Annotated in this window: 23 protein-coding genes; 10 read left to right on the top strand and 13 right to left on the bottom strand. The window is 71.7% G+C overall.

The genetic code is table 11. The annotated features are described in order from the left end of the window. The first annotated feature begins 131 nt into the window (after positions 1-131). Entirely contained in the window at positions 132-1,844 is a 1,713-nt protein-coding gene (locus C4V41_RS32400) for a PQQ-dependent sugar dehydrogenase (protein WP_235030500.1), read from the top strand. An 83-nt stretch (positions 1,845-1,927) separates the two neighbouring features. Here the strand turns inward: C4V41_RS32400 and C4V41_RS32395 are convergent, their stop codons facing one another. The 5 genes from C4V41_RS32395 to C4V41_RS32375 all read right to left on the bottom strand — a co-directional run bounded on the left by C4V41_RS32395 (position 1,928) and on the right by C4V41_RS32375 (position 6,806). After that, positions 1,928-2,689, bottom strand: coding sequence for a class I SAM-dependent methyltransferase (locus tag C4V41_RS32395; protein ID WP_103959766.1), 762 nt, complete (start codon positions 2,687-2,689; stop codon positions 1,928-1,930). Positions 2,690-2,994: 305 nt separating this feature from the next. Beyond that, a complete protein-coding gene (locus tag C4V41_RS32390; RefSeq protein WP_235030499.1) occupies positions 2,995-4,011 on the bottom strand; it encodes a LacI family DNA-binding transcriptional regulator in 1,017 nt (338 codons plus the stop codon). A 23-nt stretch (positions 4,012-4,034) separates the two neighbouring features. Continuing rightward, positions 4,035-4,847, bottom strand: a complete 813-nt coding sequence (locus C4V41_RS32385) for an ATP-binding cassette domain-containing protein (RefSeq protein WP_103959764.1) — start codon at positions 4,845-4,847, stop codon at positions 4,035-4,037. After that, the gene (locus C4V41_RS32380) at positions 4,844-5,806 is read right to left on the bottom strand and encodes an ABC transporter permease (RefSeq protein ID WP_200824377.1); all 963 of its coding nucleotides are present in this window, start codon (positions 5,804-5,806) and stop codon (positions 4,844-4,846) included. The genes C4V41_RS32385 and C4V41_RS32380 overlap by 4 nt, the downstream gene beginning before the upstream one ends. 10 nt (positions 5,807-5,816) lie before the next feature. Beyond that, entirely contained in the window at positions 5,817-6,806 is a 990-nt protein-coding gene (locus C4V41_RS32375; protein ID WP_103959762.1) for a sugar ABC transporter substrate-binding protein, read from the bottom strand. A 150-nt stretch (positions 6,807-6,956) separates the two neighbouring features. Here C4V41_RS32375 and C4V41_RS32370 point away from each other — a divergent pair, with 150 nt between their 5' ends. After that, positions 6,957-7,877, top strand: coding sequence for a carbohydrate kinase family protein (locus C4V41_RS32370; protein WP_103959761.1), 921 nt, complete (start codon positions 6,957-6,959; stop codon positions 7,875-7,877). Here C4V41_RS32370 and C4V41_RS32365 read toward each other — a convergent pair. From C4V41_RS32365 to C4V41_RS32350, 4 genes are read right to left on the bottom strand one after another with little or no spacing between them, the layout of a single operon-like run. Next, positions 7,872-9,032 (bottom strand): TIGR02679 family protein, encoded by a 1,161-nt coding sequence (locus C4V41_RS32365; protein ID WP_103959760.1) that lies wholly within the window; start codon positions 9,030-9,032, stop codon positions 7,872-7,874. The two genes, C4V41_RS32370 and C4V41_RS32365, sit on opposite strands and share 6 nt — an antisense overlap. Next, positions 9,029-13,072, bottom strand: coding sequence for a TIGR02680 family protein (locus C4V41_RS32360; RefSeq protein ID WP_103959759.1), 4,044 nt, complete (start codon positions 13,070-13,072; stop codon positions 9,029-9,031). Before C4V41_RS32360 ends, C4V41_RS32365 begins: the two co-directional genes overlap by 4 nt. Further along, the gene (locus C4V41_RS32355; RefSeq protein ID WP_103959935.1) at positions 13,069-14,259 is read right to left on the bottom strand and encodes a TIGR02678 family protein; all 1,191 of its coding nucleotides are present in this window, start codon (positions 14,257-14,259) and stop codon (positions 13,069-13,071) included. Before C4V41_RS32355 ends, C4V41_RS32360 begins: the two co-directional genes overlap by 4 nt. Further along, a complete protein-coding gene (locus C4V41_RS32350) occupies positions 14,256-15,821 on the bottom strand; it encodes a TIGR02677 family protein (protein WP_200824376.1) in 1,566 nt (521 codons plus the stop codon). Before C4V41_RS32350 ends, C4V41_RS32355 begins: the two co-directional genes overlap by 4 nt. A gap of 157 nt (positions 15,822-15,978) precedes the next feature. Between C4V41_RS32350 and C4V41_RS32345 the strand changes: the two genes are divergently transcribed. The 3 genes from C4V41_RS32345 to C4V41_RS32335 are packed head-to-tail and all read left to right on the top strand — an operon-like array spanning position 15,979 to position 18,315. Further along, positions 15,979-16,395, top strand: a complete 417-nt coding sequence (locus C4V41_RS32345; RefSeq protein WP_103959758.1) for an SRPBCC family protein — start codon at positions 15,979-15,981, stop codon at positions 16,393-16,395. 23 nt (positions 16,396-16,418) lie between these two features. Then, on the top strand, positions 16,419-16,742 hold the full coding sequence (cutA, locus tag C4V41_RS32340; protein WP_103959757.1) for a divalent cation tolerance protein CutA: 324 nt from the start codon (positions 16,419-16,421) through the stop codon (positions 16,740-16,742). Between the two features lie 46 nt (positions 16,743-16,788). Beyond that, positions 16,789-18,315: an alpha/beta fold hydrolase gene (locus C4V41_RS32335; RefSeq protein WP_103959756.1), complete on the top strand. Its 1,527-nt coding sequence runs from the start codon at positions 16,789-16,791 to the stop codon at positions 18,313-18,315. 11 nt (positions 18,316-18,326) lie between these two features. On the opposite strand, the gene C4V41_RS32330 is transcribed toward C4V41_RS32335, so the two are convergent. Then, positions 18,327-18,767, bottom strand: a complete 441-nt coding sequence (locus C4V41_RS32330) for a hypothetical protein (RefSeq protein ID WP_146103874.1) — start codon at positions 18,765-18,767, stop codon at positions 18,327-18,329. A gap of 259 nt (positions 18,768-19,026) precedes the next feature. On the opposite strand from C4V41_RS32330, the gene C4V41_RS32325 reads away from it, so the two are divergent. Both C4V41_RS32325 and C4V41_RS32320 read left to right on the top strand, forming a co-directional pair. After that, on the top strand, positions 19,027-19,443 hold the full coding sequence (locus tag C4V41_RS32325) for a hypothetical protein (RefSeq protein ID WP_146103873.1): 417 nt from the start codon (positions 19,027-19,029) through the stop codon (positions 19,441-19,443). Between the two features lie 90 nt (positions 19,444-19,533). After that, positions 19,534-20,163, top strand: a complete 630-nt coding sequence (locus C4V41_RS32320; protein WP_103959753.1) for a short chain dehydrogenase — start codon at positions 19,534-19,536, stop codon at positions 20,161-20,163. Here the strand turns inward: C4V41_RS32320 and C4V41_RS32315 are convergent. Further along, positions 20,058-20,858, bottom strand: a complete 801-nt coding sequence (locus C4V41_RS32315) for an NAD(P)H-dependent oxidoreductase (protein WP_103959752.1) — start codon at positions 20,856-20,858, stop codon at positions 20,058-20,060. The two genes, C4V41_RS32320 and C4V41_RS32315, sit on opposite strands and share 106 nt — an antisense overlap. Positions 20,859-20,951: 93 nt before the next feature. On the opposite strand from C4V41_RS32315, the gene C4V41_RS32310 reads away from it, so the two are divergent. Further along, the gene (locus C4V41_RS32310) at positions 20,952-21,809 is read left to right on the top strand and encodes a helix-turn-helix domain-containing protein (RefSeq protein WP_103959751.1); all 858 of its coding nucleotides are present in this window, start codon (positions 20,952-20,954) and stop codon (positions 21,807-21,809) included. On the opposite strand, the gene C4V41_RS32305 is transcribed toward C4V41_RS32310, so the two are convergent. Both C4V41_RS32305 and C4V41_RS32300 read right to left on the bottom strand, forming a co-directional pair. Further along, the gene (locus tag C4V41_RS32305) at positions 21,794-22,030 is read right to left on the bottom strand and encodes a DUF6289 family protein (protein ID WP_146103872.1); all 237 of its coding nucleotides are present in this window, start codon (positions 22,028-22,030) and stop codon (positions 21,794-21,796) included. The two genes, C4V41_RS32310 and C4V41_RS32305, sit on opposite strands and share 16 nt — an antisense overlap. A gap of 71 nt (positions 22,031-22,101) precedes the next feature. Further along, the gene (locus tag C4V41_RS32300; RefSeq protein ID WP_103959749.1) at positions 22,102-22,338 is read right to left on the bottom strand and encodes a DUF6289 family protein; all 237 of its coding nucleotides are present in this window, start codon (positions 22,336-22,338) and stop codon (positions 22,102-22,104) included. 182 nt (positions 22,339-22,520) lie between these two features. Between C4V41_RS32300 and C4V41_RS32295 the strand changes: the two genes are divergently transcribed. Next, positions 22,521-23,024 (top strand): hypothetical protein, encoded by a 504-nt coding sequence (locus C4V41_RS32295; RefSeq protein ID WP_146103871.1) that lies wholly within the window; start codon positions 22,521-22,523, stop codon positions 23,022-23,024. Between the two features lie 616 nt (positions 23,025-23,640). Further along, a complete protein-coding gene (locus C4V41_RS32285; protein WP_103959747.1) occupies positions 23,641-25,047 on the top strand; it encodes an alpha/beta hydrolase in 1,407 nt (468 codons plus the stop codon). Positions 25,048-25,094 lie beyond the last annotated feature (47 nt).

The following is a 25,094-nucleotide window of genomic DNA, read 5'->3' as shown; positions in this document are numbered from 1 at the left end:
GGTTGATCAAGAGGCGAGCGCGTTCGATCGAAGTCAGGTTCGTTGAAACTTTCACCGAGCCGTGGTCGTCGCCGCAGATCGCCGGATCGTGGCCGTGGCGGGGATTGAGGTCCGGCCCTTTCGTGCCTACGGTGCTGACATCCGCCTCCGGCGATCCGGTCAAGGAGTCCGTCATGCGCGCCCGTGCCGTACCGGCCCTGATCCTGGCCCTCATCGCACTGGTCATCAGCGCCCCCGAGGCGCGTGCCCAGGTCGTGGGGGGCTTCGACTTCACCCGGGCGGAGGTGTCCGTCACGGGCCTGCAGGTGCCGTGGGCGCTGGCGTTCCTGCCGGACGGCAGCGCGCTCGTCTCCGAGCGCAATACGGCGCGCGTCATGCGGGTGCGGCCCGGGCAGACGCCCGTCCAGGTCGCCACCGTGAACGGGGTGAGCGCCTCGGGTGAGAGCGGCCTGCTCGGCCTCGCGGTCTCGCCCTCCTACGCCCAGGACGGCTGGGTGTACGCCTACTTCACCAGCTCCAGCGGCGACAACCGCCTGGTCAGGTTCCAGCTCAGCGCCCCGCAGACGCAGACGGTGCTCTTCTCCGGCGTCCCGAGCGCGACCATCCACGACGGCGGCCGCATCGCCTTCGGCCCCGACGGCATGCTCTACGTGGCCACCGGCGACGCCGGCAACACCGCCAACGCCCAGAACCTGAACACCCCCGCGGGCAAGATCCTGCGCATGACGCCCACCGGCGGTGTGCCGTCCGGCAACCCGTTCTCCGGTTCCCGCGTCTGGAGCTACGGCCACCGCAACGTCCAGGGGCTGGCCTGGGACTCGCAGGGCCGCATGTACGCCACCGAGTTCGGCCAGAACACCTGGGACGAGGTCAACCAGATCGTCGCGGGCGGCAACTACGGCTGGCCCACCTGCGAGGGCACCTGCGGCAACGCCTCCTTCCGCGACCCGATCGTCACGTGGACGACCGCTCAGTCGTCGCCGAGCGGGCTGGCCTACGCCAACAACACGCTCTTCGCCGCCGCGCTGCGCGGCCAGCGACTGTGGGCCGTACCGCTCGGCGGCGGCTCACCGGTGGCCGAGCTTCAGTCGTACGGGCGGCTGCGCGCGGTCGCGGTGGGGCCGGACGGCTGGCTCTGGGTGACGACCAGCAACCGCGACGGGCGCGGCACCCCTGTCGCCCAGGACGACCGCGTCATCCGCGTCCCACCGGCCACGACCGGCACCGACACCAGCCCGCCGACCGCGCCGGGCAACCTGGCCGCCGCGGGCACGACCGCCACCGCCACCACCCTGTCGTGGACCGCGTCGACCGACAACGTCGGCGTGACCGGCTACGACGTCTTACGCGCGCCGGGCGCCTCCGGCGGCTCCTTCACGCAGGTGGGCACGTCGGCGACCACGTCGTTCGCCGGCACCGGCCTGACCGCGAACACCACGTACCGCTTCCAGGTCCGGGCCCGCGACGCGGCGGGCAACCTCTCCCCCGTCTCGAACACGGTCACGGTCACCACCACCCCGGGCGGCACCACGGGCGGCTGCACCGCGGCCGCGACCACCCAGACGCAGTGGAACAACGGCTACGTGATCCAGCCGGTCACGGTGACCAACTCCGGCACCTCGGCGGCCACCGGCTGGACGGTGACGTTCACGCTGCCCGCGGGCCACACCGTCACCGGCTCCTGGAACGCCACCCTGACGCCCTCCGGCCAGACCATCACGGCCCGCAACACCGGCCACAACGGCACTCTCTCCCCCGGCCAGAGCACCACGTTCGGCTTCCAGGCCTCCCGCCCCAGCGGCAACACCCAGGTCCCCTCCACCTACCAGTGCACAAGCCCCTGACACCGGAGCCCGGCCATCGGTGCGCGAACCTCTGACGGCGGCGAGCGGCCATTGGGGTGCGAACCCCTGACGGCGGAGCCCGGCTATCGGAGTGCGGGCCCCTGGCGGCGGAACACGACGAGGTCGAGTTCCTCGACGACGCGGCCGGGCACGCCGCCCCGCTCCAGTGCGCGCAACCCACGCTGGAACACGTCCTCGGGGAGTTTCGCGAGGTTGCTCAGGCTCCGGGTCCGCACCCGTTCGACGAACTCGTCCGCGCTCTCGGCGAGCACCTGCTCGACCTTCAGGTGATCGACCCGCTCGATGCCCGCGGCGGCCAGGACCTCGGTGATCCGGTCCAGAGGCAGCAGCTCCACCGCCCACGCCTCAGGAAAGTACCGGTACAGCGGCAGCTCCTCGACCGGCCCGAACCCGCCGCGCACCAGGAGGTGACCGCCGGCCCGCAGGACGCGGCGCGCGCTCGTGGCGAACGCCGGCAGGTCCTGGACGTGGTGCAGCACCATGGAGGCCCATAAGGCGTCGAAGGCGGCATCCTGGAACGGCACCGCCTGCGCCGTACCGGCGACGACCGGGGTTCCGGGGTTGGCGGCCCGGCACGCGGCCCGCATGGCCTCCGACGGCTCGCACGCGACGACCGTCGCCCCGCAGGCCCGCGCCAGCGCGGCGGTGAACCTGCCGGTTCCCGCCCCCAGGTCCAGCACCCGGCCGCCGGCGTCGGGCAGGTAGACGCGCGCCGCCGCCATCCACCGGTCGATGTCGCCGGCCCGCAGCCACCGGCCGCGATCGTAGGCGGCGGCCGTGGTGTCGTCGTAGATCATCGAGTCCTGTTCGGGGTCGCGGGCCATGACGGTCGAGAGCTTGCCAGGCCCTAAAGGATCATCGGCATGGCAGATCTCGCCGAAACGGACGCGCTCAGAGATGAGAATCCGCCGATGCGGAATTCACCGTTTCCCGTTTACGCAGGAAAACGACGTACGGTGCCGCCGAAGCCGGACTGCGGGCACCACGGCCACATGCGGCATACGGCAGGGCGGGGGCGCCACGGCCACGTGCGGCGAGCGACAGGGCGGGGCGACAGGGCGGGGCGACGGGGCGGGGCGACGGGGCGCGGGCGCCCGCACGGTCTGGTTCGGGCCGCCTGCCGGGCGGTTCACCGGCGAGTCGGTGGGCGTAACTCGCCTGAGCCGCGTACGACGAGCCGGGTCGGCACCGTCGCCCGGCGGGCCTTGGAGCGGTCGCCGTCGAGCCGCGACATCACCAGCTCGGCCGCCGCCGCCCCCACCGCGGCCGGATCCTGGGCCACGACGGTCAGCGGCGGGTCGAGCACCTCGGCCAGCGGCAGGTCGTCGAAGCCCACGAGCGCCACGTCCTTGCGCCCCGCCCGCGCCAGCGCCACCACCGCGCCCATCGACGCGAAGTTGTTGCCGGTGAACACGGCCGTCGGCGGGTCGTCGAGCGCGAGCAGCCGCAGGGTGGCCCCGGCCGCGGCCTCCATGTCGTGGCCGTTCTCCACCAGCGATCGGTCGAACGGCAGCCCCGCGTTCTCCAGGGCGTCGCGGTAGCCCTGGAAACGTTCGCGGCGGGTGAAGAGGGTGGCGGGCAGGTCGCCGACGAAGCCGATCCGGCGGTGGCCGTGGGCGACCAGGTGCGCCACCCCGGCCCGGGAGCCCTCGCGGTTGGCGCTGACCACGCAGTCGGCCGTCAGCCCGACCGCGGGGCGGTCGAGGAAGACGATCGGCAGCCCGGCCACGCGCTCGGAGCGCAGGTGGCGGTGGTCGCTGGCGGCCGCGGGCACGACCAGCAGGGCGCTGACCCGGCGGGCCAGGAACGTGCTGATCAGCGACTGCTCCAGGCCAGCCGTCTCGTCGGAGGAGCCGACGATGAGCGTGAGCCCCCGGGCGCGGACGGCGCTCTCGACGCCGCCCGCGACCGTACCGAAGAAGGGGTTACCCATCTCGGGGATGACCAGGCCGATCGTGGCGTCCCGCGCGCCGACCCGCATGTTGCGGGCCATCAGGTTCGGCTGGTAGCCCAGCTTCTGGACGGCCGCCATGACGCGCTCGCGGGTCTCGACCGCGACGGGGCCGTCGTCGTTGAGCACCCGCGAGACCGTCTTCGCCGTGACCCCGACCTCACGAGCCACATCTGTCATCGTCGGACGCCGCATCTGGCCCATGCTAGTGGCCCATGTCAGGACAGGCCGATGGCCTTGGCCGCGCCCTCGTCCGCCACCACGGCCTTGCCTTCCGACACCTGGAGGGCGCCGGTCATGATGGCCACCACCTCGGCCATGCTGTGGTCGCTCGGCTTGAGCTCGGCGACCCTGCGGCCCAGGCGCTGGACGTGGATGCGGTCGGCGAGCTCGAACACGTGCGGCATGTTGTGGCTGATGAGGACGACCGGCGTGCCCCGGTCGCGGACCTGCCTGATGAGGTCGAGCACCTGGCCGGACTCCTTGACGCCGAGCGCCGCCGTGGGCTCGTCCATGACCACGACGTGCCTGGCCCAGGCCACCGCCCTGGCCACGGCCACGCCCTGCCGCTGCCCGCCGGACAGCGACTCGACCGGCTGGGTGAGCGAGCGCAGCCCGATCTTCAGCTCGGCCATGTGCTCGGCCGACTTCTCGCGCATGCGCTTCTTGTCCAGCATCCGGAAGACCGTGCCGAGGATGCCCGGCTTGCGAAGTTCGCGGCCGAGGAACATGTTCGTGGCGATGTCGAGCGAGGCCGCGACCGCGAGGTCCTGGTAGACGGTCTCGATGCCGTGCCGGCGGGCGTCGAGGGGGTCGCGGAAGCGCACCGGCTCGCCGTCGAGCCGGATCTCGCCGGCGTCGGGCACGACCGCGCCGGTCAGCGCCTTGATCAGGCTGGTCTTGCCGGCGCCGTTGTCGCCGATGACGGCGAGCACCTCACCGGGCATCAGGTCGAAGTCGGCGCCGTCGAGGGCGGTCACGTGGCCGTACCGTTTGACCAGGCCGCGGGCCTGGAGCACCGGGGTGGTCATCGGGTCCTCCTGCGGGAGAGCTGGTCGACGGCGACCGCGAGGATCACCAGGATGCCGGTGATGAGCGTCTGGTAGATCGACGGTACGCCCATCAGCTGCAGGCCGTTGCGGAACACCCCCACGATGAGCGCTCCGACGAGCGTCCCCAGGACCAGGCCGCGGCCGCCGAACAGGCTGGTGCCGCCGAGGACGACGGCCGTGATGCTGTCCAGGTTGTCGGTCTGGCCGGCCTGCGGGTCGCCCACGCCGGTACGGGAGACGAGGAGCAGGGCGGCGATGCCGTACACGAGGCCGGCCAGGGTGTAGACGCCGATGGTCAGGCGCTGCGTCCTGATGCCGGTCAGGCGGGCGACCTCGGGGTTGTTGCCGAGTGCGTACACGTGGCGGCCCCACGCGGTGGAGCCGAGCAGGTACGCGAACAGCAGGAACAGCAGGATCGTCAGCAGCGACCCGTACGTGACGTTCGTCTGGCCGACCTGGAACGTCTGCCCCAGGAACGTCAGCACCGACGGCAGCTCCGTGATCGTCTGCTCGTTGGAGTAGATGTGGGTCAGGGCGAAGACCACGTTCAGCATGCCGAGCGTCACGATGAACGGCGGCAGCGAGATCCTCGTCACCAGCAACCCGTTGACCAGCCCGAACCCGGCGCAGACGGCGATCCCGGCGGCGACGGCGAGCAGCGGCGGCAGGCCGCTGTCCACGGCCAGCTTGGTCATCACGATCCCGCCGAACGCCATGATCGCGCCACAGGCCAGGTCGATGCCCGCGGTGAGGATGATCAGGGTCTGCCCGATGGCCAGGGTGCCGACCACCATGACCTGCTGGATGATGAGCGAGAAGTTGGGTCCGGTGAAGAACTGGCCGGAGTTGATGCCGAAGAACACGCAGGCCAGCACCAGTGCGGCCAGCGGTCCGGCGGTCGGGGTGCTGAGCAGGCGGCGCGGCAGCGTCGCTTCCATGACGGCCATGTCAGCCCCAGCAGTTGGCCAGGCCGAAGGCGGTGTCCTTGCCCTCGACGCCGGAGACGGCCTTGTCGGTGATCAGGGTGACGCCGGTGTCGGTGTAGCCGGACGCCTTCTGGCCGCCCTTCGCGAACGTGGCCACGGCCTTGACGCCGTCCTCGGCCATCTTGATCGGGTACTGCTGGCTCGTGGCGGCGATCTGTCCCGACTGCACCGCCTTGGTGCCGGTGCAGCCGCCGTCCACGGAGACGATCAGCACCTCTTTCTCGCGGCCCTTGGCCTTCAGCGCCGTGTACGCGCCCAGGGCGGCCGGCTCGTTGATGGTGTACACGAGGTTGATGTCGGGGGCCTTCTGCAGGCAGTTCTCCATGGCGGTCTGGCCCTTGGCCTGGTCGCCGCGGGTGTCCTGGGAGCAGACGATGGACGGGTCGCCCGCCGCGACGCCGTACCCCTTGAGGAAGCCGTCGTGCCTGAGCTGGCCGACCGAGATGCCGGGCGCCAGGTCCAGCGTGGCGATCTTGGCGGGCTTGCCGGCCATGGCGGCTTTGGCGTACTGGCCGATCAGCTCGCCCGCCTTGAAGTTGTCGGTCGCGAACAGCGCGTCCGTGGCGTCCTGCGGTTCGGTCGGGGTGTCGAGCGCGATCACCAGTACGCCCGCGTCCCGCGCCTTCTTGATGGCCGGGACGATGGCCTTGGTGTCGCTCGGGGTGATGAGGATGCCCTTCACCCCGGCGCCGACCATGTTCTCGATGGCGGTGATCTGCGCGGCGTTGTCACCGTCGAACTTGCCCGCGGCGGTCATCAACTCCAGGCCGTTGGCCTGGGCGGCCTTCTGGGCGCCCTCCTTCATCTTGACGAAGAAGGGGTTCGTCTCGGTCTTGGTGATGAGTCCGACCTTGGCGGTGGTGGTAGAGGTGCTCTGCCCGTCTCCGCCGCCCCCGCAGCCGGTGAGCAGCAGCGCGGTGGCGAGAAGTCCAGCCGAAAGTTTTGCATTCATGGGCGGTTCCTATCAGGGAGGAGTCGATGTCATCGTTGACATATGTCAACGTTGACATTCGCCGTGCTGCGATGATGGACTCCGTTTCGTAAAACGTCAATGCCCCCCTGCCGTAACGAATAAGCAACATGCCTATGAAAGGCAGGCCCGATGATCGCTGTCCTGGGCGAGTGCGTCGCCGACGCCTTCACCACCCGGCCCGCCGCCACCGGCGAGCTGGCGTTGCGGGTGCTCCCGGGAGGCGGCCCGGCCAACACGGCGGTGGCCCTGTCGCGCCTCGGCACGCCCACCAGGTTCCTGGGCCGGCTGTCGCAGGACGCGTTCGGCGCCCTGTTCCGCGACCACCTGACCTCCTCGGGCGTGGACCTCTCGGCCGCCCCCGACGCCGCCGAGCCCAGCACGCTGGCGGTGGCCGCCCTCGACGCGGACGGGCAGGCCGAATACACCTTCTACGCCGACGGGACCGCCGACTGGCAGTGGAGCCCGTACGAGCTGGACCTCGGCCGTCTGGGCGCCCTCACCTGCCTGCACACCGGCTCCCTCGCCCTCGTCAAGGCGCCGGGCCGCTCGGCCGTCGAGGAGTTCGCCCGCTCGGCCGCCCGCCGGGCCACGATCTCCATCGACCCCAACGTCCGCCCCACCCTCGCCGCCAAGGACGACTACCAGGTGGCCCGCTGGTGCGAGTTCGCCGACATCCTCAAGCTCAGCGACGACGACCTGGACTTCCTGCTGCCGGGCACGCCGCTGGAACGTGCCTGCGACACCTGGCACGAGGCCGGCGCCCCCCTGATCGTCATCACGCGAGGCGCGGCGGGGGCCCTGGTGTCCCTGAACGGCGCCCGCGCCCACGTCCCGGCCCCGAAGGTGCGGGTGGTGGACACGGTCGGGGCGGGCGACTCGTTCACGGCGGGCCTCCTGCACGCCCTCGACACGAAGGGCCTGCTCGGGGGCCGTCTCGACGGGCTCGACCTGGGGGCGGCGGTGGCGGCGGCGGAGTTCGCGGTACGGGTGTCGGCCCACACCTGCTCGGTCGCCGGCGCCAACCCACCCTGGGCACACCAGCTCTCATGACGACAGGTCGTCGAGCAGGCGCTGGGCGACCAGTTCCTCCGGGATGGCGCGGTCGTGGGAGCGGAGGGCCGGAGCGAGGCCGGGGTCCCAGGGGGCGTCGGTGACGCGGCCCGGGGTGAGGGTGGCGGCGGGGCCGAGCGCTTCGAGGTAGTCGGTGGTGGACATGCGCCACGGCTCGGCGCCGGTCTTGGCCATGGTGTACGCGGCGATGCGCAGCCCTTCACCGTCGAAGTCGCCGTGGTAGTGCAGGCGGGTGCCGGGCAGGGAGCGGAGCAGGCGGATGGCGGCGCTGTTGGGCCAGCCCGACGTGCAGACCATCGGCGGGCAGGCGGCGCCGAAGCGCTGCTGGGCGAGGGCCAGGACGGTCGGGTTCTCCACCACCCACACGTCGCGTTCGCCCAGCCGCAGGCTGTGCGTGAGCTGGGCGAGGGTGATCACGCTGGCCTGGCCGTCCCAGATCCGCAGCACCCTGGCCAGGGCCGAGTCGCCGTCCGGGCGTAATCCGGCGACCAAGACCGTGGTGGAGAGCGCGTCGCAGGCCACGCCCGCGCGTTCCCACAGGGCCCGGCGGGCTTCGGCGCCCTCGGGGGGCCGGACGTCGTAGAGGAGGGACAGGGCCTTCAGGACCAGGGACGACAGGCGGGTGCCCTCGTCGAGGGCGTGCGGGTCGCCGGTCACGTCGGCGGCCACCGCCGGCAGCGGGCGGCCGGAGGCGGGGAGCGCTTCGAGGACGGCCAGGGCACGTTCGAGCAGGTCACGGCCCGCGCGTACGGCGGACAGCGCCAACAGGGCGGGCTCGGCCACGACCGCCGGGTGGGTGGCGAACCAGCCGAGCAGGGCCTCGCGTTCGTGGTGGCGCTCCGCCCGCCTGCGACGGCGGTCGTCGAGAGGCCCGATCATCGCCTCCGCGACGGTGCGCACGTCGCACCCCGCCACGCCCTCCAGCCGGGCCACGTCGATCGTGATCGCGGCCCCCGGGTAGCGGTCGAGGCCCAGGAGGTCGGCGACGGCGGCCTGCTGGGCGGGGTCCAGGCCGGTCACCCGGACCCGGCTGACCTGGTGGCCCGAGGAGAGCCGCTCGTGCAGAGCCGCCCAGACGGGCCGCAGCCCCGCCGCCCGCAGCCGCTCAGGCACCCGCTCATCCTGGTACGTCATTCCGACGGCACCGTCCGATACCCGTTCCACACGAAACGGGCCGTCGTGACCGCGTCGTCCCCGTCGCCCGTGATCAGTTGATGGATGGCGATCCCGTCAAGCTCGCGGTATTCGCACCACTCATGATCCGACGTCAGCACCAGATCCAGCCCCAGATCCACCAGCAGGTCGAACACCTGCCCCCGGTTCGTCTTGTCCACCCCCACGAACACCTCGTCCAGCAGGATGAACCTCGGGCACCCCGCGTCGGTCTGGTAGTGCGCGGCCACGGCGGCGAACAGCGGCAGGTGCAGCGCGATCGCCTTCTCCCCGCCCGACAGCGCCCCGTGCAGCTTCCGCGTCAGGTCCTGCCAGCCCTGCCCGTCGCCGCGGTCCAGCTTGACCACGAACCGGTGCCAGGCCGTGTAGTCGAGCACCTTCATGAGCTGGTCCTCCCAGCTCGCCGACGAGTCGTCGGCCCGCGCCTCCTCGACCCGGTCCCTGAAGAAGACGTACAGGGCCTCCTTGTCGGCCTCGGTCAGCCCGGCCGGATCGCGCAGCAGCAGGTCGCGGGCGGCCCGGGTGCCGGCGGACTGGGCGGGGTCCACCTGCCACACCAGGCGCACGGCCACCCGGGAGGCGGTGCGGACCCGTTCGAGACGCTGGTTCATGCCCTCGACCAGCGCGGTCGCCTGCCTGATGCGGTCGGCCAGGTGCCGCCGCGTGTCCCCGGCCAGCGTGCGGTCGAACAGGTCTCGCTCGGCCTCCGTGATGTCGGAACGCCGCTCGTCGCGCTCCTTGCGCAGCGCCTTGCTGAGCGCCGCGGCCCCGGCCCGGACGCCGCTGACGGTGGCGGTCAGCACCTGTACGTCCTCGTCGGGCGCCAGCTCCAGATCCGCCCGGTCGGCGAGGATCTCCCTGGCGTGGTGGAAGGCGTCCTGCAGCCGCGCCTCGGCCTCCCTGACGTTCTTGTGCTCGTAGGGCACCGTGGCCAGCTCCTCGGCCAGGGCTCTGGCCGCCTCCAGGACGGCCCGCACTCCGGCGTCCGGAGCCAGCTCGACCGGCACCCGCGCGTCGGCCGGCAGGTGCCCGGCCGCCAGCCGGCGGAACCGTTCGGACACCTCGTCGCGTGCCCGCCCGGCCTCGGCGTGCCGGTCCTCGGTGGTGCCGAGCTCGCCCTTGAGCAGGCCGAGCCGGGCGTTGAGCCGGGCCAGGTCGTCGTTGCCCGACTTGATCAGGCGGCGGCACGCCTGGTAGGCGGTCTGGGTCTCCTGGAGCTGCTCCAGGACGCGGTGGTGCTCGACGCCGACCGTGGACTCGATCGCGGCCAGCCGCTCCGCCAGCACGACGGCGCCGGCCGCGGCCTCCTCGGCGCGTTCGACGGCCTCGACGGCGAGCTGCTCGTACTCGCCGGCGGTCTCGACGGCCAGCCGGGCGCGTTGCCTGGCGGCGCGGGCGTCGGCGCGCCGGTCGTGCCAGACGGTGCCGGTCGTCTCGGCGGTGCGCAGGGCCGCCTCCAGGTTGTCGAGCGCGGGCAGCGCGGTGGGCAGCGCGTGGCGGGCGGCCAGCTCGGTGAGCCGCCGCAGCGACAGGCCGACCTCCCGCTCGCGCTCGTGCAACCGCTGCTCATATGCCCTGAGCTGGTCTTCCAGCAGCGCCACCCGCTTCACCGCGCCGTCGAGCTCCTGCACCGCCTCGGCGTACGGCCTGCGGTCGGGCCGACGCCGCACCTCGGCGGCCAGCGTCTCGCGCTCGCCCTCGATCACGGCCAGCAGATGGTCGCACTCGGCCAGCCGGCCCGCGACCTCGCCCAGCCGGTCGTCCAGCTCGGCGATGCGGCGGCGGCGGGCGCGTTCGCGGGCGGTGGCGCCGATGTAGGAGGGCTCGGGCTTGACCCAGCGCCCGGCCGCGGGACCGAGCCGCCAGGTGCCGTCGGCGCCGACGACGGCCGGGTGGTCGACGCCGATCGCGGTGGGCGCGAAGGCGATCCCGGACAGTACGGTGTCGGCCTGGACCGGGGAGTCCGCCTCGGTGAGCAGCACGTGGGCCAGGCTGTAGCCGGGCGCCTCCTTGGACAGCGCGGCCACCGCGAAGGCGTCGTGCTCGCCGGGGTCGAACCCGCCGTCGGGCCGCAGCCACAGGTCGAGCAGGCCCGCGGCCTCCAGCGCCGCCTCCACGCCCGCCTGGGCGACCGGGTCGAGCCCGGACCTGAACGCGACGGCCCGCCACAGCGGTGTGCCGGGGCGGCCCAGCCGGTCGGCGGCGGTGCGGGTGTGCGGGACGGGCGGCTCCAGCGCGGTCTGGTCGTTGAGCCGCTCGCGCTCCTGCACCAGCTCGGCCCGTTCGGCCAGCAGCCCGTCGCGCACGCCCCTCAGGTGCTGCTCGCGGGCGGCCAGCTCGACGGCGGCCATGGTGCGGGCGGTGCCGACCAGGTCGTCGGCCCGTTCGAAGTCCTCGGCCCAGCCGGCCAGCGTGCCCGGGTCGATCTGGAGCTGGGTGCAGCCGGCCGCCCACTCGCCCAGGGCGGCGGACAGGTCGCGGGCGCGCTCGTCGCGCAGGCGTTCGGCCTTGTCGTGGGTGGCCTGGGCGGTGGTGAGGTCGTCGCGGGCCTGGTCGCGGTCGTGTTCGGCGGTGGTGCGGCGGTTGATGGCCTCGTCGTGGTGGAGGGCTCCGGCCCGGACCTCCCTGATCTGGGCGGCCCTGCTGGTGACGGCGGCCCGCAGCAACTCCCTGGCCCGGCGCACGCCGGCGTCACCGTCTTCGGCCTCGGCCGAGGGTTCGGTGGATTCCGCGCGTTCGGTCTCCTCGTGGACGGTGAGCAGGCCGGCGCGTTCGGCCGCGTGGCGGGCCTCGGTGCGGGCGCGGTCGGCGAGCCGGGCCGCCGTGCGGGCCCCGCCCTCGGCCTCCGCCGACAGCTCCTGCTTGGCGGTGACCGAGCGGGCCGCCGCCCCCGCCTGGTCGCGCAGCCGGGCCGCCGCCTCGTGCGCCGCCTGCGCCTCCGTGCGGAGCCGGTGCAGGTCGCCGCCCGCCTGGTAGGCCTCGCTCTCCTTCAGCCCGTCGATCTGCGCGGCCAGGGCCAGCTCCTGCGCCTCCTCCTCCCCCAGCCGGGCGGTGGCGGCGCGCAGGTCGCCCTCGGCCTCCTTGAGCGCCTCCCGCTTGGCCTTCGCCTCGGCGGCCGCCGCGTCCATGGTGTAGCCGGCCGAGGTCACGGCCGCGGCGGCGGCCCGCAGGACGCGCTGGGCGTAGCCCCGCTGCCGGGTGGCGAGCCGGTCGGCCTCCTCCACGTCGCGATCGAGCAGCCGCAGCTCCTCGCGCTGCCGGTCGAGCCGCTCGAAACCCTCGGCGATCTCGTGGATCTCGCCCTCGCCGAGCGGCGGCAGCGCGCTGGACAGCAGGTCGGACAGCAGCCCGGGGTCGAGACGCTCGGACAGTTTGGGGGTGCGGAGCTGGCGCAGCGCGGTCAGGAGCGAGTCGTAGCGCTGCTCGTTGAGCGCCCGGTAGAGCGTCTGGCGCACGACCGTGCGGTAGGACTCCGCCGACTCGTGCACCTTGCCCGACGAGCCCAGCTCATCGGCGAGCTGCGCCTTGGTCAGCGGCTGGCCGCCGTCGCCGGTGAGGCGGAAGCCGTCCGGGGTGTCGACGCGGGCGTCGGCCGTGAAGTAGGTGGCGGTGACGTTCTTGGTGTGGATGGTGGCCTGCAGCCGGGCGCCGCAGGTGAACCAGCGGTCGTCGGCGTGCCGGAACTCCAGCCACACGTAGCCGACCCGGGTGGCGCCGCCGGCGCCGTCGCCCATCAGGTTCCAGTGCATGGTGCGCTCGGTGCCGCCGAACGTGGACAGCCTGCTCGGCTTGAGGCTGGCGTCCAGCACGTACGGGAGCAGCAGTTCGAGCACCTTGGACTTGCCGCTGCCGTTGGGCCCGCGCAGCAGCAGCCTGCCCCGGTGGAACTCGAACACCTCGTCGTAGTAGCGCCACACGTTGAGGATCCCGGCGCGTACCGGAGTCCAGCGGGCGTCCACGCCGTGCGCGGCGCGCGCCGGGGTGAGCTCGGTGACTGTCATAGATCCTCCTGGACGGCCGCGCCGCGGTCGACCCGGTAACGGGCCGCGGCGGGCAGGGCGGTGACCTGGTCACCCGTACGGCGGGCCAGCCCGAACCATTCGAGCACCTCCAGCGCGTCGGCGGCCAGCCGCGGCCCGCCGCCGTCGGACTGGTATGCCTTGGCCCACTGCGGGAACCGGCCCAGCAGCCCGGTGGCCTCGGTGTCGAGCCGGTCGATGGTGACGGGGCCCGAGGTGACGAGCAGGTCGAGCATGAGCAGGGCGCCCACCTTGGCGTGGCTGCCGTCGTCGGGGAACTTCGTGTCGGTGGCCGTGGCGTCGGGATCGACGAGCAGGAACCCCTCGGCGCGGTCTTCGAGCACGAACCCGGCCTCCTCGGCGGCGCGCCGCAGGATCTGGCGGCCGGTCAGGGAGGCGGCGTAGGCGAGCTGGGCCGGGGTCAGCTCGTCGCGGTAGACGACGGGCTCGTCGAGGAGGCGGCGGATGAGCGAGTGCCGGGCCCACAGGTTGCGCTGGGTCTCGGTCGGCTCGTCGCCGCCGTAGCGCGCCTCCACGGTGAGGGCCTCCAGCCCTTCGGAGGGGGCGACCCGCGACGGTGGCACCGGGGCGGCGAGCAGCCTGATCACGCGGGTGGTGTCGACCCGGTAGAGCACCTTGGCGTCCTCGTCGGCCAGGTAGGAGTCGGTGGCTCCGTCCATGGCGGTGACGGCGCCGTAGTGCTCCAGCAGCTTGAGCGCGTCCACGAACGCGGCCCGCTCGTCGCTCCTGACCGGGTCGAACGGCGGCACGTCCGCCTCCACGGCCGCCGCCTGGACCAGCCGCTGGGCCAGCATGCCGATCGTGGTGACCGGCGAGCCGAGCAGCTCGGCCGCGCACAGGCACAGCAGCGTATAGCGGCGGCGGTCGAAGGGCGCCCTGGTCGTGCGGCGGCGCCGGGCGGGCCGGGTGGCGCTGGGCGCGGACCTGACCTTGACCAGGCGGGCGTAGCCCTGGCGGGGCTCGACGACCAGCCGCCAGCCGCAGAAGTAGTCGAACCATTGGATCAGCGGCTGCCGCCGCTTCCTGATCAGGTCGAAGGCGGCCGGGTCGTCGTGCAGGGACACGAGCGGCCGGCCGAGCAGGGTGCGGATCGCCCGCGCGATCTCCTCCTTCTCGGCCCTGACGAGCTGGTTGGCCAGACTGCTCATGCGCCCGCCACCCACTCTTGCGGCTCTTCCGGGGCCGTCTCGACGGAGTCGCCCAGCGGGCGTACGTCGATGAGGTAGTCGGGCCCCCGGAACCAGCCCTCCGACGTGCGCAGCACCGCCACCGCCCCGTCGTCCGGCGCCCGCAGCACGATCTCCACCCGCCCGTCGGACGTCACCGCCCGCCGGAACCCGGTCGAGTCGGGCCGCTCGGCCAGCGCCCGCCCGAGCAGGTCGAGCAGCCTGCCGAACGCCTCGTGCTCGAGCTCCCCGAACCGCGACAACCGCATCGCCCCCGTCGTCGCCAGCGCCGACCACGCCGCCTCCAGCTCGGCCCGCTCCTTCTCGGCCCGCGCCCGGCGCTCGGCGCGCAGCGCGGCCACGTCGCGCACCTTCCCCGTGCGGCCCATCCGCTCGGTGCGGCCCCGCGACCGCAGCAGCGCCGACACCTGGACGGGCTCCGCCTCCGCCCACGGCACCCCGGCCGGGATCAGCTCGGCGTCGGTGTGCCCGAGATGGGCGTGCCGGGCCGAGCCGAGCCCGAAGGCCGCGTCCCACAACCGGTGCGCGTCGTCCTCGCCGGCCGCGGTGGCGAACCGGCGGGCCAGCGTACGGAAGTCGGCCGCGGCGCTGGAGGACCGGCGGCGCGAGTCGGTGATCCGGTCGAGCACCTGCAGCAGCGACACGATCGCCCGCCGCGCCACGTCGTGCAGTTGCCGCACCCGCGGCACGCCGCCGTCTTCAGGCGCGAACCACGACCGCAGCCCCTCCCACCGGGCCGCCCGCACCGCCAGCCATGGCGTCACGGGATCGGTGCCGGGCACCCTCGGCAGGTCGGCGCCGTCGAGCGCGCGGGCGTGCAGCACGCTCACGCCGTGCGCGGCCACCGCGCCCAGCCCGGCCGCGATGGTGTCGCCCCGCTGCTCCAGATTGGTCACGAACTCCTGCAGATAAGCCACCGTGGCGGCCTTGACCTCGTGGAACGTCGCCAGATCCGTGCCCTCGACGCGCAGCAGCCGCTGCAGCTCGCCGTTGAACTGCTTGGTGTTGCCGCGCAGCCCGTCGAGATGGCCCTCCAGCTCCTGCAGGCTGGTGAAGATCCGCCGGTTGCGGCCCGGGTCGGGGTCGCGCAGCAGGTCGTCCAGCTCTCCCAGCCGGTCGGCGATGGCGTCGAGCACGGCGGTCTGCAGCGCGCCCGCCGACGCCAGCATCGCCACGGCGTGCTGCACCCCGGCGAACGCGGCCTCGCCGCGCCTGGTCAGCGAATATTGCAGGTTCTTGCGCTCGTATTCCTCGGCGGTGGCGAAGCTGCCCGCGTGATTGAAGATCACGTCGAGCAGCCCCCATCCGACGAGCTGCTTGAGCGTCGCGCCCAGATCCTGCTCGGCGACCGGCGCGTACCACCCCACCGTGCGCAGCCGCTCGTGCACCTCCTCGACCGTCAGCGCCGTCTCGAGCCGCTCATTCGCCTCACCGAAGGCGTAAAGGACCGCTGTGTGCAGGTCTGCCCGCTCCGTGGTGGTGAACCGGAACATCTCCGGCGGCACCCGTGGCAGCTCCGCCATGGCCTCACTCCCCTCGCCCTGCGAGTCCCCGCGAGTCCTTGGGAGTCCCCGCGACTCCCCACGCACGCAACCGTAGCGGGAGAGGCCGACAGGACGGCTGCGGTTTGCGCGCAGATCACGGGGGTACTGCGTCGGCATTGGAACCCGGGGGGACGGTATGGCGGAGTTCGAGGCGTCACGCGGCATGTCGGCGAACAGCGTGATCGTGTTCGGCATCGCGTCCGACGTGGACCTCATGGACCGCTGGCTCCCCCACGGGCTGTCGGTCCACGGCAGCGGCCCCGGCACGATCGAGGCCGACGGCCCGCTGGTGCCCGGCTCCGGCAAACACGAAGGACTGTTCCGGGCCTCGGAGGAGCAACTCCGGGTGGAGTGGGGCGGACGCGACCATCCGGACTACGCGGGATGGCTGCAGGTGGCCGACACGGCGGCCGGCGCCAGCGAGGTGACCCTGCACATCAGCCTGCTCGACGAGCCGGACTCCGGGGATCGGGCGAACGAGGTGCGCGAGCTGCTCGGCCGCTCCCTCGACCGGCTGGCCGAAGAGGTCGGCCTCCGTACCGACGGCCCCTGAAACCCCCCGTAGGAAGGCCCGCCATGGCGGAACTGATCGAGGTCCACACGACGGTCGAGGGGCAGGAGAAGGCGGCCGACCTGGCGCACGACATCCTGCGCGCGGGGCTCGCCGCCTCCATCGACCTCTCGCCGGTGACGAGGCTGGTGCGCTGGGAGACGGGGGTCGAGGAGACCGGCGCCTGGAAGGTCGCCGCGCTCACGGTCGACACCCGGCTGCCCGCGCTGCGGCAGCGCATCGAGCGGGCGCACGGCGACGCCGTCGTGCCGCCGATCCTCACCTTCCCCGTCACCACGGGCAGCGAGGCCTACCTCGAATGGCTGCACAACGAGATCGATCTCTCCTGAGTACGGAAACAGTGCGGAAACAGCCGCTGCTCTACGACTGATCCGCATGACGTACCGAACATCACTGACGGCACTGGCGCTCACGCTGGCGGGACTGGTCGCGCACCCTTCCCCGGCCGTCGCCCTTTCATCCGTTCAGTGGAAGTCCTGTCCCGCCTACTCCGATGAGGTGATCCGAAGCCTGCGCGTGACGGAGGAGCAGGTTCCGGCCTTCCGCACCCTGATGAAGCGCCTGGAGTGCGGGACGGTCAGCGTCCCGCTGAACCATCGCGACCCCGGCGGGCGGAAGATCGACATCGCGGTGACCCGGCTGGCCGCCACGGACGGGTCCCGCCGGCTCGGCGCCATCGCCGTCCTGCCGGGAGGACCGGGCAACAGCGGATATCTGGACCCGATCCTGCGCTCCGCGCTCAGGAACAAGGAGATGGCCGGGCTCAACGAGCGGTACGACATCATCGGCTTCGACCCGCGAGGGGTGGGCTACAGCACCAAGGCCGCCTGCCCCCTGTCGCCGATGGGCCCGCAGGAGCCGGGCACGATGACCAAGGAGACGGCCAGGAAGATCTACGACTCCCAGGTCGCCACCAACCAGAAGTGCGGACGCTCCGACCCCGCCTTCCTCGGGCAGCTCACCACCGCCAACGTGGCCAAGGACCTCGACCTGGTACGGGCCGCGCTGGGTGAGCGCACGCTCAACCTGCTCGGCTTCTCCTGGGGCACCTATCTGGGCATGGTGTACCGGAGCGAGTTCCCGGAGCACACCGGACGGGCCTTCCTGGACAGCGTGGCGCCGCCGTGGACCCGGCTCGACCGGCACACGAAAGACGCCGCGGCGGCGGCCGAGCGGAACTTCGGGCGGATGGCCACCTGGCTGGCCCGCCGCGACGAGCTCTACGGTCTCGGCGCCACCGCCCGGCAGGTGCGCGAGGAGGTGGCGCGGCTCGTCGGCGCGTACGACAAGAGCCCCAAGACCTTCGCCGGCCTGCAGCGGCCCATCGACGGCTCGGCCGTCGCCGACCTGGCCAAACTCAACTCGACCGAGTGGGTACGCGCGGGCAAGGCGCTGGCCGAACTGCGGACCACGACCGGCACCACCGCCCCGCCCACCGTCAAGGAGCTGCTCGGCGCTCCGATGATGGGGACACCCGTGCCCGGCGCGCCCGAAACGCTCAACATGACCATGAACCTGGCCGTCGCGTGCAACGAGGATGCCGGCCGGACCGGCTTCGACACCGCCTGGCGCGCCCACCAGCGGCTCGTGACCCGCCATCCGGCGACCGGCCGGGGCTGGGGGCTGGGGGTCAGGTGCGCCGGCTGGCCACTGCCGGTACAGGAGACCACGTTGCGGCGGGGCGGCGGGTCGCTGGTGCTGGCGGGGCACCTGCACGAGTTCATGTCCGTCTACGACTGGACGCTGCAGACGCGGCGCGCCGTCGGCGGCACCGTCTACACGATCGCCGACGACGTGCACGTGTCGGCCACCCGGGTGCCCGAGTGCGCCGCCGACGTGGTGCGCTACTTCGATACGGGCCGGATCGGCAGCGGCTGCGCGGGCGTCGCGCTCCCGAGCTGATCCCGCTTCGCCTACGCCGCTCCCCGATGACGGCCGATCCACTCCCGCAGCCGGGCCGCACAGTCGTCGTTGTGCCGGACGACGAAGGCGAGCGTGCTGGGAGGCGCCGTGAAGGCGATCACCGGAGTTCCGCGCCTCCGCCCGCGCCGGTCCTGCCACCGGAGGAGGAACAGCAGGCCGTCATCGAGTTCCAGCACGTCCGCGATCGGGATGGTCCTGCTCCGCGGGTAGCCGCGCACCGTGATGGCGTCGGGCGCGCACACGACGCTCATGAGGAAGCCGCGTACCACGAAGATCAACGACGCCGCGGCGGCCGGGACCAGGAGGATTTCGGCGACGTGCTCGTCGAAGGCGAAGACCGTATCGAACGCGAAGAACACGATGAACGGGAAGACCACGCCTCCGAAGGCGTTCGCGCAGGGGGTGACGAGCAGCGGGCGTAACAGCAGCATGATCACATCATGACCGCCGGACCTACGCGGAGGGGGTGACCGGGGACACACCACACCCCGGTCACCCCCGGTTCCGATGAGGTCCTTCCCGCGGAACGGCTCGGAGCGAGGTTCCGAGCCGACGGGCGTCGGCTCGTGAGGCCAACGCCGGGTGGTTCGATATGAACGGGAGACCATTCCGGGCGAAGATGGGGACCATGATCGATTTGCCGGCAGAGGTTCAGCAGAAGCTCGCCCACCTCGGAGAGACAGGCTCACGATGGCTGATGCCCAGGACCCCGATCGGCACGCCATGCTGCAGGAGGCCCCCGGCCCGTCGATGGGCCGCCTCGGCCTCCCGCCCGAGCAGACCATCACCACGCTCTGCCGAACGCTCCGGCAGGCGTGGACCATCCCCCGGCCCGCCGAAATCGCGGTCACGGCGAAAGCCGACCAGCTCGGCCGGATGGTCCACTCGCTCTGGGACAGGCTCGGCCGGCCGGGCCCGGACAAGATCGCCGCCCGGGCCCTCCGGTACGCCGACCGGCGAGCCGCCGCCTCCGGCCACGACGAGACCGCCATCTGGGAATGGGGCTACCTCGAACGCGTCTCCACCGGCCTCTACCTGCTGAGCTTCGGCGCCGACCACCTGGCCCGCCCCTTCCTGGCCACCGCCGAACAGCTCGCCACCGCCTAGCCTGCACCTGCCGGATATAGGCACCACAGAGGGATGGTTGCCCCTTCCCACCTCCCGCACGCTGGTCTCCTGACGAACGAAGGGACCACCATGCGAATCCTGCTGATCGGCGCGACGGGAACCATCGGCCGGGCGGTCGGCGACCTGCTGGGCGAACGTCACGACCTGGTACGGGCCTCGCGTCGCGGCCCGTACCAGGTGGATTTGACGGACCCGGCCTCCATCGACGCCATGTTCACCGAGGTCGGCACGGTGGACGCGGTGGTGTGCTGCGCCGCGAGCGGCGCCATGTCCGCGCTGACCGGCCCGGCCTTCTGGACCGGCCTGGACGGCAAGCTGCTCGGGCAGGTGAACCTGGTACGCCAGGCGCTCCCCCACGTGCGCGACGGCGGCTCGATCACCATCACCAGCGGCCGCTTCGCCGAACCGGTGCCGGGCAGCTCGCTCGGCTTCCTGGTGAACGCGGGCCTGGAGGCGTTCGTCCGGGCGGCCGCCACGGAACTGCCCCGCGGCCTGCGCCTGAACGCGGTCAGCCCCGGCTGGGTGAGCGAGACCCTGACCGGCCTCGGCATGGACCCGGCGGACGGCACCCCGGCGGCTGACGTGGCCCGGCTCTACTCCGAGTCGGTGGAGGGCACGGCGAGCGGCCGTACGTGGACATCCAGCCCGCCCACCCCCGGCCCCTCCACCTCGGGCAGCAGCCGCATGTCCCGGCCGTAGTCACCGCCCGCCAGAGACCTGTACGGCACCGGCTCGTCGGTGAAGAGCCCGCCGAGCCGCCGCCCGTACTTACGCTTGGCCGCCTCGAACCGCTCCTCCGTCACGTCGACCGAGTCGTACATCGCGAACGGCTCCAGCGGCGTCATCCCCGTGAACCAGAACAGGCCGTGCTGCAGCGGAAACAGCACGTCCGCCAGCCGCCCGTGGATGCCCCGCTCCGAGAAGGCCGACTCCCGGGCCCCGACCGTCACCGACAGGAGCGCCCGCCGCCCGCCCAGGGCGCCTTCGGTGTACGGCGGCGGCACGGAGGGCCCGTGGGCGAACTCGAAGGTGAACACCCGGTCGATCCACCCCTTCAGCACCGCCGGCACCGAGAACCACCACATCGGGAACTGCAGGATGACCGCGTCGGCCCAGCGCACCTTCTCCTGCTCGGCCGCGATGTCCGCCGACAGCCGCCCCGCCAGGGTGGCCTCCCCGGACACCGCCAGCACGTCCAGCCGACGGTCGCCGGCGTGGTCGGGGAAGTCGTCGGCGTCCACCCCGGCCTTCCACTTCATCGCGTACAGATCCGACTCGCGCACCTCGTGCCCGGCCGCCCGCAGCTCCTCGGCCGCGAACCCGGTCAGGGCGGCGTTGAGCGAGCGGGGCTCGGGGTGGGCGCTGACGATGAGAATCTTCTTGGCATTGCTCATGAGACCACGTTCGCGCAGGTGAAAGGGGGTAGCCAGAACCCTGTCGAACCGGCGGAACGGCGATCCTGGTATTGGTGGACATACCCTTGAATCATGGCCACCGCGAACCACGCCGATGCCGAGCGGGCGCTCGGCGGCTTCCTGCGCGCCCGCCGGGGACGCGTCACGCCCGAACACGCCGGGATCAACGGCGGGTTGAACGGCGGGCGCCGCCGCCGGGTGCGCGGCCTGCGCCGTGAGGAGCTCGCCCAGCTCGCCGGGATCAGCGTCGATTATTACGTACGTCTTGAGCAGGGCCGCGCCACCCAGCCCTCTCCCGAGGTGCTCGACGCCCTGGCCAGAGCCCTCGACCTGGACGTCGCCGAGCGCCGCCACCTGGCCACCCTGGCCGGCGCCAGGCGTGACGACCCGGCTCCCGACGCCCGGGTCAGCCCGCTGCTGCGCCGCCTCCTCGACGACCTCACCCGTTTCCCCGCGTTCGCCACGAACCACCGCCTCGACGTCGTGGCCTGGAACACCCTGGGCGCCGAACTGATCGGCGGCCTGGCCGACCCGGCCCGCCGCGACCGGAACAACGCCAGGTTCCTGTTCCTCGACCCCGCCGCCCGCGAGGTGCACCCCGACTGGGCGGACCGGGCGGCGGAGGCCGTGGGCCAGCTACGGGTCGCCGCCGCCAATTACCCCGCCGACGGAGACCTCGCCGCCCTCATCACCGAGCTGTCCGCGGGCAGCGAGGACTTCCGGCGCGTCTGGGCCACGGGCGAGGTCGTCATGTGCGCCGCGGGCCGCAAGCGGCTGTGGCACCCGGCGACCGGCCTGCTCATCCTGGACTTCGAGACCCTCCACGTGCCGTCGGCACCGGGCGAGACCGGCCTGGTCGTGCACGTGTTCAGCGCCGAGGACGGCACCCCGGAGGCCGCCGCCCTGGCGAAGCTTCAGGTGCAGGGGTAGGCGGCCCAGTTGAGGTAGCCGGTGACCCTGCCCCACATCGACACCTCACCATTGCAGTGCTCCGTCTTGACCCCGACCAGGTTGGTGCGCGCGGAGTCGGAAAAGTACTGGGAGTTGCACATGTAGCCGGCCAGGCAGCGAGGGGCGGCCTGCGCGACGGCCGGTACGGTGGCGAGCGCGAGGGTGGTCAAGGCCGCGACGGCCAGCACACGACGGATCATGAAACGTCCTCTCTTGTTGTTTCTCGTACACGGATGACCTGGGTGCCGCCCCATCGGAGCCGGCCGCCCGGTCAGAAGCAGGGACGCTCGGAGAAGGTCAGATAGGGACCGCGCACACCCCAGGTACGGGTGGTTCCGTCGCAGTCCTCCTGCTTACCGCCGACGGCGTTGGTGTGGGCGGAGTCGGAGTAGTACGTGGTGGTGCAGGAGTAGTCGAGCCCGCAGGGCCTGGCCTGCGCCGGGCCGGCCGGTAGAACGACGAGAGTGGTCGCGGTCAGGGCTACGGCTATGAGGGCGCGACGGATCATCAGGGTCCTTCCCGAGAACGAACCAGCACAGGGTCCCGCGACTTCATGGTCGGCCCAACCGATGATCGAAATGATCCGTCCTCTTGGAGGAAAACGCAAGAGGGGCTCATATTCCACTGAACCCTGGAGAACGACAGGAATCGGACGCGCACCCGGGACTCTCGTACGAGAAGATGCCGCCCATGACGATCACCACCCCTGAGGCACCCGCAACCGCCCCCGCACCGAAACCCAGAAAATCGCGATGGTTGCGGTGGGCCGCCTTACCCTTGATTCCGCTGCTCCTCCTCTACGTGGTCGCCATGACACCGCACTGGCTCGACGACTACCGCGTGTCCCGCCTCATGGACCGCATCCTGGACCACCCGCTACCTCCGGAGACCGGCTTCGGCGATTTCGGCACGCAGGCCGTGGTGAGCGGCGATTCCACCGACTGCTGGGTCGACCTGCGTTTCTCACTGGACATGAAAAGGCCGACGGACGAGATCCTGGCCCATTACCGAAAGGCGGACTTCACGAAGGGGGACGACAATTTCTCCGAGATCGATTTCTCCGCATGGGTGTGGTACGACGACTCCGGCAAGCCCTCGGCCGCCACGGACAAACCGGTGGTCCACGGATCGCTGGTCATCGAGGTGAGCGCTCTGTTCCCGGGGAGCACCTTCATGGACACCCGCTGCTGGTAAGAGCCCATGACGTCGCCTACCCGCCAGGGGAGGGGAGGAGTCTGTGGCGAACGCACGGGCGACACCCGGGCTCTTGTCGAAAGGTTGGGGCTCACGTCGGCCGATGAAGTCCTCAGGCTGTGCACGGAGATCTTCCCCGACGAACCCGTTCCCGATCGCGCTCAACCCATGTTGGAAGATCTGTTCGCGGCGAGTGGACACCTCCGCTCAGGTCAGGTAAGCGCTGATCGGCAGGCACAGATCAGCAAATCCTCCAGGAAGGCCTGTCTCCCGTTTTGCCTTCGACCTGCCTCTTGCCCAAAGCATGCACTTGACCTGTCGGGCGGTGCCGGGTTCGAACCAGTGACCCCTCGCTTGTAAGCCGAGTTGCCCATGAGCCGCCGGCCCACCCCCCGGGAGAGCGTGAGAGGGCTGGAAGCCCTTTCGCCCCTGGGCTCGTGGCGGAGCCCCTGGGAGGCAGGGCCCGAGTGTGCGAGGACCGTGCGTCGAGGAGCCTGAAGTGGTTCTGGGTGGCGTTTCGGTGAAAGGGCAGGTCAACGGGTCGTAGGGCGCTTGCAATCGATCTGTTCAGGCGGTATTAAAGAAAGCCGCAAGTTTCCTCCAGCACGTTTTGTACATGCGACATCTGACCAAAATCCTTGTGCCTGTCCTCGCAGGCTTGATCGCCCTTACCGGACTGACCGGTACGGCTGCTCAGGCTGCCGCCCCCACCCGGCTCGACTCCTTTTACGGGCAGCGGATCTCCTGGACCCCCTGTGGCGGGGGGTTTCAGTGTTCCGCTGTTCAGGTTCCGCTCGACTATTCGAAGCCGGATGGCAAGCGGATTAAGATCAGCATGATCCGGCTTCCGGCCACGGGTAAAAAGGCCGGCTCGTTGCTGGTGAATCCGGGTGGGCCCGGTGCGTCTGGTGTGGCTTTTGTGAAAGGGAACAAGGCCGCTGTTTCGGCGGCCGTTCGGGAACGGTTCGACATCGTGGGATTCGATCCGCGCGGTGTCGGTGCCTCGTCGCCGGTGAAGTGTTTCGGGCCACTCGATCTGGACGCCTACTTCGCGGTGGATCCGACTCCCGACACGCGCGCCGAGGCCAAGCTGGCCCAGCGGTGGGATCGGCTGTTCGCCAAGTTCTGTGCGAAGAACTCCACCAAGAAGCTGCTGGCGCAGGTCAACACGGTGAACGCGGCGCGGGACATGGACGTGATGCGGGCCGCCCTGGGCGATGAGCGGCTCACGTACCTGGGTTTCTCGTACGGGACGTATCTCGGGTCGATCTACGCCGACCTTTACCCGAGGCGGATTCGGGCGATGGTGCTCGACGGTGCCGAGGATCCGTCTCAGACGGGGGCGGAGTTCGGGCGGGACCAGGATCGCGGGTTCCAGGTGGCGACCGCGTCGTTCCTGCGCGACTGTTTCAGGACCAAGGGCTGCCCGTTCAAGAAGCACACGGTCAAGGCGGCGCTGAAGAAGCTCGACCAGCTCTACCTGCGGGCCGACATCGCCCCGCTGCGCAACGCGTACGACAGCCGGCAGGTCAACGAGGCCGTGGTACGGACGGCGGTGGAGTACTCGATGTACTCGACCGCCCTCTGGCCGAGGCTGCGCCAGGCGCTGACGGACGCCTCCAAGGGCGAGGGCGCCAGGCTGTTGCTGCTGGCCGACGAGAGCAACGGGCGGCGCGCCGACGGCACCTACGACAACGATTTCGCGGCCCTCATGGCCATCAACTGCGTCGACCATCCCGAGAGCCCGTGCGCGTACTGGCCGGTCAAGGGCAAGAGATACCCGAAGAAGGTCCGGGCCGCCGGTTCGCCACCGATCGTGGTGGTCGGTACGACCCGTGATCCGGCGACCCCGTACAAGCTGGCCCGATCGCTGGCGGGGCAGTTGCGCAACGGCGTGCTGCTGACCAACGACGCCGACGGCCACACCGCCTATTCCGGCGGCGAGTCGTGCCTGGAGCGGCAGATCGACCGATACCTGATCACGACGCGGGCGCCGCAGCCGAAAGCCTGCACCAAGGCTTGAAAGGTTCGAGTCAACCCCGGTCGCGCCTGCGGGGTGGCGGCCGGGGG

Origin of the sequence: Nonomuraea solani, assembly GCF_900108335.1 — a bacterium.
Lineage (GTDB): Bacteria > Actinomycetota > Actinomycetes > Streptosporangiales > Streptosporangiaceae > Nonomuraea > Nonomuraea solani.
Note: the sequence above shows the minus strand (reverse complement) of the source record. Positions and strands in the feature narration are given on the sequence as shown.